This window comes from Ruminiclostridium herbifermentans (genome assembly GCF_005473905.2).
Taxonomy (GTDB): domain Bacteria; phylum Bacillota; class Clostridia; order Acetivibrionales; family DSM-1351; genus Ruminiclostridium; species Ruminiclostridium herbifermentans.
In genome coordinates this window covers 2,062,702-2,076,707 of the sequence record NZ_CP061336.1, presented here as the reverse complement: position 1 = coordinate 2,076,707, position 14,006 = coordinate 2,062,702, and the positions used below count along the sequence as shown (strand labels likewise).

General features: G+C 34.8%; 7 protein-coding genes. 2 read left to right on the top strand and 5 right to left on the bottom strand.

What is annotated here, in order from left to right; genetic code table 11:
- Window positions 1-281: 281 nt before the first annotated feature.
- A complete protein-coding gene (gene yicI / locus EHE19_RS08645; protein WP_137696321.1) occupies window positions 282-2,627 on the bottom strand; it encodes an alpha-xylosidase in 2,346 nt (781 codons plus the stop codon).
- A 599-nt stretch (window positions 2,628-3,226) separates the two neighbouring features.
- On the opposite strand from yicI, the gene EHE19_RS08640 reads away from it, so the two are divergent.
- A complete protein-coding gene (locus EHE19_RS08640) occupies window positions 3,227-4,804 on the top strand; it encodes a sensor histidine kinase (protein WP_171003497.1) in 1,578 nt (525 codons plus the stop codon).
- A gap of 6 nt (window positions 4,805-4,810) precedes the next feature.
- Window positions 4,811-6,352 carry a response regulator transcription factor gene (locus EHE19_RS08635; RefSeq protein WP_137696323.1) on the top strand — a complete coding sequence of 514 codons (1,542 nt, stop codon included), beginning with the start codon at window positions 4,811-4,813 and terminating at the stop codon, window positions 6,350-6,352.
- Between the two features lie 390 nt (window positions 6,353-6,742).
- Here EHE19_RS08635 and EHE19_RS08630 read toward each other — a convergent pair whose 3' ends face one another.
- The 4 genes from EHE19_RS08630 to EHE19_RS08615 form a co-directional block, all read right to left on the bottom strand.
- Entirely contained in the window at window positions 6,743-8,209 is a 1,467-nt protein-coding gene (locus tag EHE19_RS08630; RefSeq protein ID WP_137696324.1) for an alpha-L-fucosidase, read from the bottom strand.
- 330 nt (window positions 8,210-8,539) lie between these two features.
- On the bottom strand, window positions 8,540-9,352 hold the full coding sequence (locus EHE19_RS08625) for an alpha/beta hydrolase (RefSeq protein ID WP_137696325.1): 813 nt from the start codon (window positions 9,350-9,352) through the stop codon (window positions 8,540-8,542).
- 214 nt (window positions 9,353-9,566) lie between these two features.
- A complete protein-coding gene (locus EHE19_RS08620) occupies window positions 9,567-11,588 on the bottom strand; it encodes a beta-galactosidase (RefSeq protein WP_137696326.1) in 2,022 nt (673 codons plus the stop codon).
- Between the two features lie 572 nt (window positions 11,589-12,160).
- A complete protein-coding gene (locus EHE19_RS08615) occupies window positions 12,161-13,939 on the bottom strand; it encodes an extracellular solute-binding protein (RefSeq protein WP_137696327.1) in 1,779 nt (592 codons plus the stop codon).
- Between the last annotated feature and the right edge of the window lie 67 nt (window positions 13,940-14,006).

Below are 14,006 nucleotides of genomic sequence, written 5' to 3'. Positions count from 1 at the left end.
ATTTCTAGCATCAATTTCTAATCAAGCTTCGCAACTAGATATATATTGCACTCGCGTACTACTTCTTACAATAAGTTATTGTATTCAGATAGTTTTGTTTTGCAACTGTCCCTCAAAACAATGCATCATAGATGCTAAAATGTGGTATTTAACTATTATGAACCAATACAAATTCAACAAATTCTTAGTAGTAACCCATTTATATTATTTTGTATGGAGATACCATTAAACCAGTACTACAATTTATCCGGCTATAATCATAAATTATTTTGTACAAAAAATTATTTTATTGTGCAAACAATTTCTAACACTCCATTTTTGGGCTTAATAACTGTATCCTTCCCACTATAGATTATTTCTGCATCGGAAGCTTTTATATTAGTTTCATTTACAAAACAAATACTGTAGGCTTTCTTTGCCTTCACCCTTACAGTAATTTTACCGTCTTTTTTAAGAATGGAGGCTTCTAAATCTTTAGTACCGTCCATATTGTAAACTACTGTTTCGGCGGTTTTTCCTTCTACTAATTGATAAACCCTTAGCTGAACGCCATCACCATAGTCATAATCGGCTCTATCGTCATGGGCACCCACTGCAATTATTGAGTTTTCTCTAACCATAAGCGGAATACTTAAGTAGCTGTGCTTCTCTTTTATCCATTTTGAGCCTTCCACTTTTTCGCCAGTAAAGAAATTTGTCCATATTCCTTCAGGCAAATAATATTCGGCCATGCTATTACTGTTAAATATAGGAGATACCAAAAGCGCATCACCGAGCATATACTGCTTATCTAGGTAATGACAATTCCTGTCTTCAGTAAACTCAAGAACCATGCTTCTCATAGTTGGAATACCAGATTTAGAGGTTTCAACAGCTGTTTTAAATAAATAGGGCATTAGTGACGCTTTTAATTTTGTAAAGAAACGTACTACATCCACTGCTTCTTCGTCATAAACCCATGGCACACGGTACGAGGTGCTTCCATGTAAACGGCTGTGGGAAGATAATAAACCAAATGCAGCCCATCGTTTATATACATCAGGTGTAGAAGTATGTTCAAATCCACCAATATCATGACTCCAATAACCAAATCCAGACATCATTAATGATAGGCCACCACGCAGGCTCTCTTCCATGGATTCATAATCCGACCAGCAATCTCCTCCCCAGTGAACAGGGAATTTTTGTCCTCCCACAGTTGCTGATCTGGCAAACAATATTGCTTCTCCTTTACCACGCTTCTTCTCCAGCAAATCATATACCGTCTTATTGTACAAGTATGTATAATAATTATGCATTTTGATGGGATCAGAGCCATCAAAATAAACCACGTCGGTAGGAATCCTTTCACCGAAGTCTGTTTTAAAGCAGTCCACGCCCATATCCAATAATGCTTCCAGCTTATCACTAAACCATTTACAAGCCTTAGGATTTGTGAAGTCAACAATTGCCATACCTGGCTGCCACATATCCCACTGCCATACGTCTCCGTTAGGACGTTTAATAAAGTATCCGCCTTCTACGCCCTCTTTAAATAGAATTGATTCCTGACCAATATAAGGGTTAATCCATACACATATTTTTAAGCCCTTTTCTTTTAGTCGTCTAAGCATACCAACTGGATCAGGGAAAACACGGTTATCCCAAGTGAAATCCGACCAGCAAAACTCCCTCATCCAGAAGCAATCAAAGTGGAATACACGCAGAGGAATTCCTCTTGAAATCATACCGTCTACAAAATCTGTAACCGTTTCTTCATCGTAATTTGTGGTAAACGAAGTAGATAACCATAGCCCAAAAGTCCAAGGTGCAGGCAAAGACGGCTTACCAGTTAAATCTGTATATCTAGTCAATACATCCTTCATTGTAGGTCCATTAATAAAGAAGTAATCAAAATATTCTCCAGGAACACTGAATTCAACCTTTGTTACATTCTCTGTTCCTATTTCGAAAGAAACCTTTTCTGGGTGGTTAACAAATACACCGTATCCCTTATTAGTAATATAAAATGGAATATTCTTATAGGACTGCTCTGTAGACGTACCTCCATCAGCATTCCAAATATCAACAGTTTGCCCATTCTTAACAAATGGAGTGAAACGCTCTCCTAATCCATAAATCAATTCTCCTACAGAAATACTTAACTGCTGGCGCATGTATGTGTTTTCAAGGCCACCCTTATCATATGCGAGGCCTCTCCAGTCTGTCTTCATATAAGCTAAGTCTCGCCATGCGCTCTTAGCCAGCTGTTCATCATCTCTTTTATAAATCATGGACCAGTTTTGTTTATTTATAACAAGACTTAAACTTCCGCTTGATATAATAATTTCATTATCATTTTCTATAGTTTGTATATTGTTATTTTCATCATAGAATAGTTCAAATTCAGGTGTTTTCGATACAACTCCCATGTAATGGTAAGTCTGAACTCTGATAACCTCAGGCATTGGAGAAGAAATCCTTATTGTTAAATTTACTCCTCCTAATGTATCTCCTCTATGCTTAATCTGATAAGTTGGAGCACAAAGCGTTACGCAGTCCTTTTCAATTTTTGCATTATAAACCTGTTGGGGTGAGAAACATTCTGTTCCTTCTTTTTGCAGCCAGCATCCATTGCTAAATTTCATTATGAATTTTGCTCCTTTCCCATATAACTTACCAGTAATTATAATACATAACTAAGAACTAAAATACCTTAATTATTCTAGTTAATACACTTTCATTTTCAGTGTTTTTTTGACGTCAACCCATTAATAAATAATAGAAACCAATATTTGAATTAGCCAGTTTAATAGTAAACTGAACAATAATATAGAGGAGCAAAAGCGCTATCATTTTTTACAAAATCTGAGACTATTTTAGCTAATTATGTTACAATATAGTATATTGCAAAAATGGTCAATTCAGTATATTTTACACTAATCTTTTTTTACTATAACGCGTAAACATTTAATAATATAAATTTATGGAAAGAGATATGATTATGAAGATATTAACTGCTTTTAGCAAGATATTTCCATATAGGAAGGTAAAAAAACAATTATACTTCATATATTGTAGTGCTATTTTAATACCAATCCTAATCATTGGTTTTTTCTTATTATTTTACACCAGAACACTATTGCTGAATCATTATCAAAATCAAATTTCAGCAGATAACCTCCGTGTTAAATCAATTTTATTTGAAGTAACAACCTCAGTATATAATATTTCTGATGAGCTTTTTATGGACAGAGATTTGCAGAAGCTTTTAGCAACCCGCTACAACAGTAAACAAGAGGCTGACAAAAGTTGCAGCAATTACACTAAGCTAAAGAATTATATAAATAGAAATACATATATATCCTCCATCAAGATTTACACAAACAATCCAACAATATATAAATATGATTCAATAATACAATATGCTTCTATAATACCTGTAACTAAAGAGATAGAAAAAAATGAATGGTATCAACAGGCAATAAATAGTGCTGATATTACTTGGAAAAGCTTAAGTTCCCTTGACTACTGGAATCATATTTCTCAGGAGTTAAGTCTGATTAGGCGAATTCCAATAATATCAACTAAAGAATATGCCGTTTTAAAAATTACAATCAGTAACAATTATTTAAAAAACAGAGTACAGAATACTTCCCTGTTTAATACAGTATCAGTAAATAGAGATCCTGTTTTTTTCAGTACACAAAGAAATTTATCGGGAGAATATCTGACAATACCCATAGACTATGAAAAAAGTCAATATCAATATTCAGGTGAACTGTACTACGAAAACAAGAAGAGCATGGCAAGTATATCTACCCTGCTTCCATATGCATCTAAAGATAGGATTTATATATCTACTTTAGATTTTAATGCTTTCCCCGACGTTAACAATATAATTATATTATGTGCTGCCATAATGCTGTTGGCTTCAGCATTGCCTTTCTTTTTAATTAAACATTTTACAAATAATTTCAGCACTCGTATTATTACACTTCGGGAAGAAATGCATAAGGTTAGCAAGGGTAATTATCATATACTAGACAATATAAGAGGAGAAGATGAATTGTCTGAAGTTTATTCAGACCTTAAGGTTATGATACAAAACATTCAGAAGATGGATGCCCAAATGTATGAAGCAAAAATACAGGAACAGGACTTGAAAAACCAGCAGCAAAAAATGGAATTCAAAATGCTGGCAAGCCAGATAAATCCACATTTTTTGTATAATACATTGGAAACCATACGTATGAAAGCTCTTGCAGCTGGAAATAAAGAAGTAGCTAATGTAATTAAATTATTAGGGAAATCTATGCACTATGTTTTAGAAAACACAGGTACTTCATCCACCACCTTAAAAAAAGAACTGGATTACATATCAATTTATCTGACAATACAAAAGCTTAGATTCAGTGACCGTGTTAATTATACCTTAAATGTAGCAGAGAATATAAATTTAGAAGAATGTCAAATTCTTCCTCTTTTATTACAACCAATAGTTGAAAATGCCATACTGCATGGCCTTGAAGGCACAGAAAACAATGGGCAGATTGTTATAAATGTCACAACAAAAGATGATGAACTTTTACTAATTGATATCTTTGACAATGGACTTGGAATGACTAAAGAGGAATTAGAAAGCCTTAATAACAGTATTCATGTATATGAAAAGAAGTCTACATCTAGCATTGGACTTTATAATATTAATAAAAGAATTAAATTATTTTATGGAGAAGCTTACGGAATGGAAATCAAGAGCACTCCTTTTGAAGGAACTCTTGTGTCACTTACACTTCCCTTACTTAATATGATGGAGGAATAATTTAAAATGAAAGTTTTTATTGCAGATGATGAATCAGTAATATGTGAAGGGTTAAAACATCTTATTAATTGGGACGAACTTGGATTTACAATTTGCGGGGAAGCAAATAACGGTGAAGATGCACTAAATAGTATTATAAAACTAAATCCTGATGTTGTTCTTATGGACATACGTATGCCCAAATTGCAAGGAACCCAAGTAATACAGTTTGCCAGAGAACAGGGCTTTAAAGGTCATTTTATTATATTAAGCGGCTTTTCCGATTTTAAATATGCCCAAACTGCAATTCGCTATGGTGTTGAATTTTATATTACAAAGCCTATTGACGAAGACGAACTATATAATGCGGTACATACTGTAAAAGAAAATATTCAAAAAGAGCGAATGAATGCCAATACGCTGATTCAATATCGTGAAAAGGCAAGATACACTATATTGCGCGATATCCTGCTGAATACAGGTGACGTTTCAGGCATTAATCTTGAAGAAATCAGGCTGTCAGCTAATGAGTACCAAGTGGTAATTTATGAGAACTACAATCAGAATACCTACAACCTTATTTACGATTTTGCAGACCTGCTGAAAGTAACCAATCAAGGGAATAATTCCTTTGAACATATAAAAATTCATGAAAAAGACATTATACTTTTAAAAGGAACCTTTACACTTAATCATTTCCATACCTTTCTAAATCATTATGAGACAAATCCTCAGAAAGGTTCTCCTTTGGATTCGTTATTTATTGCCTACGGTCGTAAGGTTACCAGTGTTGAGGATATTCATTATTCCTATGAAGATGCTCTAAACTTAATGAGCCGACGTTTTTTCTGTGAAGAAAATCAGCATACCATCGGCTATGAGCAGCTTCCAAAATGGGATGATAGCTTCTTTGAAATAAATGAAGCCCAATCCACTGAATACTGCAGACTATTAACAAACTATATCCAAAGCTTTAACCGAAGAATGATAGCCGATACCTTGTCTGCGCTGAAAAGGAACTTATATTTTGCAAATACAAATATATCTAATATTAAACTTTTTTTAACTGATATTTATCTTCAAATTAAAGAAAATATAAACCATATTTACAGCACAATAGATATTCCATTCCCAACAAATTCATCAGTTATTGATTTTATTGAAAGAAAGTATTATCTATATGAAATTATACTTTTCTTTTCAGAGCAATTTGAGATGATAATAAATGCAATTGGTAATTTTTCTAGTGACAGTATATTAGATGATATTGTTTACTATATTAATCATAATTATAGAGAAAACATTAAATTGGAAACTATTGCGCCGTTATTTGGCTATAACAGCTCCTACCTTGGGAAAATATTCAATAAGAAAATGGGAGAAAACTTTAATTCATACATTGACCATGTAAGAATAAACCATTCAAAAGAGCTATTGCTGCAGAAAAATTTAAAGGTTTACGAAATTTCAGAACTTGTTGGCTACAAGAATGTGGACTACTTCCATAAGAAGTTCAAGAAATATGTTGGAGAAAGCCCCGCTGAATTCCGCAAAAGAAACAATACTTGACACTGCTTGCCTGTATGTAAATATTCGTCATAAATTTCAGTGTACGTTCAAAATGAAGCACCAACATTTTGAACGTAACATTAAAATTTAAATTAAAACAAATTCATATTCGTATATAGCACGGCAATTCTTGCAGAAGACAACATTAACATTAAAAAACAGATTATGTATTGGTGCTGCTGCAATTCAGAACCCAAATAAGTTTTTTTGATTTTTAAAAGCTAGAACATCTGAATTATGTACGTATGCACTAGCTATTTAAGATAAATTATGCCTGTAAGCGCTAGCTATTTAAGATAAATTATGCCTGTGTATGTGCTGGCTATTTAAGATAAATTATGCCTGTAAGCGCTGGCTATTTAAGATAAATTATGCCTGTGTATGCGCTGGCTATTTAATTTGAATTTTGAATACTACAGGATAATCACTTTTAACTGTCTTAGTTTCAATGGATAATCCTTGCGTATTTCGTTTCCAAATTGGCTTTTCATCAAATCCAAGTATACTTACAGAATTAATAATACCGTGAAATTCAGGTATATTCTGATTGACGGATTCTGCCAGCGACTTAATAATTACCTTACCATCCTCGGGATAATTTAATACTGCAGCATATATACATTTTCCCGATACAGTAAAGCGAATATCTTCTCTTGTATATTTCTTAGCTTCATTATCGCTGAATTGTCCTTCAATTTCCTTTGTAGGACCTTCTGAAGATTTTCGCCATACCTTAGTATTATAAATTGCTTCACCATTTACTTTCAGCCATTCCCCGATTTCCTTTAGTATTTGTGCATCAGTCTTTGGAATTGAGCCATCTGCTCTAGGACCTATATTAAGCAGCATATTTCCATTTTTACTTACTACATCAATCAAATCACATATAATTTCAACAGAAGTTTTGTAATCCAAGGAATCGGTGTAGCACCAAGAATTCCTGGCTACCGCAGTATCTGTTTGCCAGTAAAAAGGCTTGGGATTGGCAAACTTGCCACGTTCTAACTCTACAATACCACTTCCAAACATCAATGCATCATGCTTGTAACATACCGCAACCTTTTCTCCCCACTCAAGTCCCCTGTTGTAATAATAAGCTACCAGTTTTCGAAGGTAGGGTTCAAATGCTACGTGCTGAATCCACCAATCAAAATATAAAATTTTTGGTTTGTATTCATCAATTATTTCACAAGTTCGAACTAACCAGTCCTGCAGAAATTCTTCATTGGGATACGGTTCACTAAGCAAATCTTGAAAATCAGGTTCTGGCATTGCAGGCCAATAAAAATCCCCTCGCTTTAAGGGTTCTTTAACATCACTGTCAAATTTTTTTCCATTGCCCATAAAAAACCAATGCTCTGCACGATGGGACGATGTACAGAAAACAAGTCCTTCCTGCTCTAAAGCTTCTTTAAGTTCTCCCAGCACATCCCTCTTTGGTCCCATTTCGTATGAATTAAAGTGAGAAATTGAACTTTTATACATCTGAAACCCATCGTGATGCTCAGCTACTGGGAACACATACTTTGCTCCTGACTCCTTTAATAATCTTGCCCATTCCTTAGGATTAAACTTTTTTGCAGTAAACATCGGTATAAAATCTTTGTATCCGAAATCTGCTTGTCTGCCATAGGTTTCAATATGATGTTGAAAAGCTGGCATACCTTCGGTGTACATATTTCTAGAATACCACTCATTAGAATACTCAGGTACACTGTAAATTCCCCAATGAATAAATATACCAAACTTAGCTTTTTTAAACCATGCTGGCACCTCAAAATCCATCAGAGACACCCAATCGTCCTTATAGTATCCCTTTTCAATAACATCGTCTATTATTTTTAAATACTTGTACATGCTAATCACTCTTTCTTTGAAACTGATTAAATAGTACTCCCGTGCAGTATATATCTATTGCCAGCTCACGAAATTAATGCTGAAATAGTTGCGGCTCATAACAAGCACTTCCGCCGACCGTATGACACTCGACATCCTGTCTCGACTCAATACTCACAGCTACTTCCTGAAGCTGTGTCGGCTACAATGCTTGTTCTTCACCTACTATTTCTAGCATCAATTTCTAACCGAGCTTCGCAATTAGATATATATTGCACTTGCGTACTATTTCTCGTATTAATCGTCATCTTAGCATTATCACCTCTACTTTAGAAATGAAAAACACTTGTGCTACAAGTTTTCCATCCAGACCTCAAGCAGTGATATCCAGCTTTGACATTCTTTCTGAATTCCATACCCATTAGGGCAGGCGGTTTCTTCATTAGCAAGTCCCAAACCATGTCCACCTACTGGATACATATGAAACTCCGTGGGTATATTTTTTTCTCTTAACGCCATTACAAAAAGAAGTGAATTTTCAACTGGTACACAGTCATCAGGAAATGTATGCCATATAAATGATTTTGGAGTATCTTCATTCACTTGCTTTTCTAGTGACATTTTGTCTACAAGTTCATCATAACGTTCTCCAAGTAAATTTTGAAAAGAGCCTCTATGAGCAAATTGACCAGAAGTAATAACAGGATAACTTAGTATTAAGCCATTTGGCTTTAAATTCTCTGTCCTTTCATTTACCGCTTCTGACAAAAAGGCCTCTTTCCAAAATACTCCGTAACTAGCAGCCAAATGACCTCCTGCTGAAGAGCCTTGAATAATAATTTTATCCTTATCAATATGCCAAATTTCTGCATTTTTTCTTAAGAGTGAAACCACTATAGCTAATTCCTTCAATGCAGTGGGATATACTGAAGGTGCACATGAATATCTAAGAATTGCAGCATGATAACCCATTGCCATAATTCTAACAGCTAGAGCCTCCGCTTCTCGGTCTGATGTCATTGCATATCCTCCGCCTGGGCAAATAACCACAATTGGTCTAACCCTGTCTTGCTGTATTTCTGCAAAATTATCCAGTATATACGTATATAACTTTGTATCTGGCTGTGAGCCATCTACCTGAATCTTTATTACTTCATGTCTCATAATTTTATCCTTTCTAAAAACAACCAGTTGCAATAGCATTTCCATAAAACAATTGCTATTACTTTAAACTAAAAATCTTTAAAGCTTTGTGCCAAATGCCTCATATTTTACATATAACAATTGCTAATATTTTATATATCAAAAAGTTAAGTTAAATGCTATTTAACTTCTAACTTCAGTTATACTATAACAAACACAGCTTTTTCCCGAATGCTTATACTTCTAATGCTTCTAATATAACAACTTCTTTCGCTTCTAAAATAATTTTCTGTCCCTTTTTGTATGCTGTTTTTGATAGCAAATCCACATAATTATTTTCAGAATAAAGAGTTTTAATTTCATTAGAATGATTTAGCAGAAACACACAGCTCCTACCATCTTTAATTCTTTTTACTGCTTCTACCTCCTTAGGTGTATCCCAAACAGGCAGCACATTCTTTTCATTGCAAACTCCCTTCATAAATTCTCTGTAGAAATTATTATCAGAACGAGTACCGACATAGTAAGCAGTGCCTTTACCAAAGCTATTCTTTGTAATGCAAGGAGTGTTCTGATAGAAATCAGTCTGATAAAAACTCAAAGCCTCTGCCCCTTCTAAATGCATGATATCGCAAAGCAGCTTCGCTGGATACTTAATATTATTGAATATAAATGAATTTTCAATTCCATTTGGAAGAGCATCAGTCTCTTCAACCCAAACTCCTAAGATATCTCTCAATTTTCCTGGATATCCACCGGTTACAATCAAATCATTTTCATTTACAATTCCACTGAAAAAGGTGGTAATAAAAGTACCTCCTTTATATACATACTCTCTTATTTTCTCATCATAATTGCCCTTTGTCATGTAAAGAATAGGTGCTATAACTATTTCATATTTTTCAAGTTCATCATCAACACCAATAATATCAACCGAAATATTTCTATCATGAAGTGCAGTATAGTAATTCAAAACTTCATCACGGTATTTCAGTTCACAGCTTGGTCCTGCAGAGTATTCAACTGCCCACCAGTTATCCCAGTCAAAAACCAATGCAACCTTAGAATCAGAACGTAAACCCAAAGTTTTATCACCTAAATGCTTCAATTCCTCTCCCAATGAGGCAACCTCTCTAAATACTCTTGTGTTTTCATTGCCCACATGGTCAATTACCGCTCCATGCAGCTTTTCACAAGCACCAATGCTTCTTCTCATTTGAAAAAACATAACAGTATCAGAGCCATGCGCAATTGCCTGATAGCTCCATAACCGCATGACCTTTGGACGTTTCAGTGCATTATATGCTAACCAGTTTGTAACACTTGGGGTCTGCTCCATAAGCGCAAAAGGCATACCTCCTTTTAATCCACGAATCAAATCGTGATTCATAGCCATATCAGCAACAGAAGCATCATTTGCAGGGTAGCTGTCCCAAGATGCAAAATCCATATATTTTGCCCATTTATGATAATCCAGTGGCTTATAAAAGCCCATCAAATTAGTCGTAATTGGAATATCAGGAGTTATTGTTTTAATGACATTATACTCAGCCTTGTAACACTCTAATATACTGTCAGAATTGAATCTTCTATAATCAAGGGAAATACTTTGGAACATGGTTCTATCATATTCAAAATGTTCACTTAACATATTGGGCAGTACTATTTCATCCCAATCATAAAATGTATGCCCCCAAAATGCTGTATTCCACACCCTATTTAATTCTGTTAAGGTTTTATATTTGTTTTTTAGCCATAACCTAAATGCCTTTTCACAATTTTCACAATAGCACTCTCCGCCGTATTCATTGGAAATATGCCAAGCCACAATATTGTCAAAATTTTTATAGCGGTTTGCTAATTCTTTGGCTAGTGCCACAGAGAATTTTTTATATGTGACACTGTTTGGACAAGAATTATGTCTGCCGCCAAATTTACGCTTTATACCATTAAAATCAGTTCTCAAAATATCTGGGTATTTTTTAGCCATCCATGCAGGATGTGCCGCAGTTGAAGTAGCCAAGCACACTTTTAAGCCATGAGATTTTACTAAGTCCATGATTTTGTCAAGAAGTTCAAAATTATAGGTATCTTCATTGGGCTGCAGTAATGCCCAGCTAAATACATTGAGCGTTACAATATCAATTCCTGCCAACGAGAACAATCGCATATCTTCTTTCCAGATATCTTCTCCCCACTGCTCAGGATTATAGTCTCCTCCATATACTATTTTGTTGATTTTGCTGCTGTTTATCATATGGTTATCCTTTCAAAAAAACTTACTATCGAATTTAATTTATCAAATTCAATTATGCTTTATAAAGCCTAGCATAAAATAAATTTAATTTTAAAAAATTACACTACATCAGCAGTGAGTATGCCAAACATGAGATATTAATATCGTCTGAAAACAATGTGAGATGTTGTAAAACAAGAAATAATAAATAAACAAGTAAACTGCCTAAATAGTACTCCCGTGTAGTATAATCTAATGCTCACTCACGAAATTGACGCTGAAATAATTACGGTGAAAAACAAGTACTTTAGCCGAACGTATGACCAAGGCATCCTGTCTCGGCTCAATACTCACAGCTACATCCTGTATCTGTGTCGGATACAATACTTGTTCTTCACCTACTAATTCTAGCATCAATTTCTAATCGAACTTCGCAATTAGATTATATTGCTACTTTGTACTATTTCATGCAACAAGACATCAGTATACAGAAAATGTTATTTCGCAACATTCTCATTTTTTCTTGGCTAGCAATAATCCTCTAGTTTTAGGAAGTTCTCTTTTAATTGCTTCTATAGTTTATATGTACAAAATTATTTTGACGCAGCTGCTGCAGCTACTCTTGCTGCATTCTGATCCTTAGCATTTTTCATGTCTATTGCTAATACTTTATCATAACCAAGACCCTTTACAGTTTCCTGCATCTCTTTTTGTAAACTATAGAATTCATCATCACTTGATGCAAATACCATTTTCCATGAGTACTCAACAATAATGGATCTGCATTGTCCTCTTAATGTCTTGATTTCTGAATCCTCGGCTGGAGCTATATAGCTGCTTCCAGGAGCTACAAGTACTTGATTATTTTTTTCTAGGTATTCAAGTGTAGTCTTAGCACCCATCTTTGCCTGCCAATCCTCATCGAGAGCAGTTTTATTCTTCTCTAATACAGAATCCCACAGAGTATAGTTATATGGAACCCCTGTATTTGGATTAATATCACTTGGCAATACAGTAACAAAATTTAATGCAGAAACACCATCTTTCCATGTACCTCCACCCCATTCTTCAGGTACTGGAGTGTTACCGCCTTCATAGAAAGCTTTCCAACCAAATTCAGTTAAAGCAGGTTTACCATCAACCATTTCCCAAGTTAAGCCTTCTGGACCACTTGAACCTATGTTTTGAGTACAGGATATAAGAACTCCTTCTGGAGAGTATAACCAGTCAATGAAGTCCGCTAATCTTTCAGGGTCTTCCGCTTTGCTTCCGATAGCCATAAAGGTCTTATCTCCAACTGGTCTGCAGCCATAAGAGAAAATCTTCATATCATCAATAGGAGCAATCATAAAGCCCTTACCTTCTGCTTTATTTTCAGGAGTATTAAATGCAGACTGACCCAACCATGGCCATGGTGAATATAAAATTTGTCCATCCTGATATTTTGTGTACATAGTATCGTAACTCTGTGTTGTAGATTCAGGGTCAACAAGACCTTCCTTATTTGCATCATAATAGAATTTCAACACTCTGCTATACATTGAATCTGAATCAATAATACTCTGATAATCAGAACCATCTGCCTTTGCTAATACAAATCCCAACTCATCATATCCATACAGACAAGTTGGCTGTTTTGCCATACACATCATGTTGCCGTCCCAATCTTTAAATAATGAGATAGCATATGTCTTTTTCCCTGATTTACTAGTTGGTACTGCCTTCTGCATTGCTTTAAAAACTGGCAGCAAATCCTCTAATGTTTTGATTTGAGGATATCCTGCTAACTTGTATGCATCCCAACGAACATATGGACCAAATGTTAAATCAAGACCTTCTGAAGGCGTTGTAGCAGGCTGCTCAGAAACAGACGCTGGAATTCCATAAACTCTGTCTCCATCAACCATGCTATTTAATGAATCTATTGCTGCTTTATATTTTGATATATTTTTTCTTGACGCAAACAAATCTGTAACATCATATAATAAACCTGCTGTAACAACATCTTGCATTCTGCCGCTTTCTGCACTAATAATAATTAAATCTCCCAATTCTCCCGCAGCAGAACGTGTCTGGAACAAAGTATCACCACCGCCTGCCACATTAGGTGCTATTATATTAAGTTCCATGTTGAATTTTTCTTTTACTATTTTTGCATACCAGCCTGACATTATCCCCTGATAATTTGCTAAGCTGTCAAATACATCAACAGTGAGAAACTCTGGATATTTAGCGGCCCCAGTTGCTGTGCTGTCTACTGTTTTCGGCGCTGTTTTGTTTTCAGCTTTGTCTGCAGACGTATCACCGCAGCCAACAAGCACTGATGTCATTAGTATTCCAGATAATAACACACTCAATAACTTCTTTTTCATTTCTTAATCCTCCTACTTTAATAAAAATACTTATAATTAGCAAAATAAATAATATTCATTTATTTTG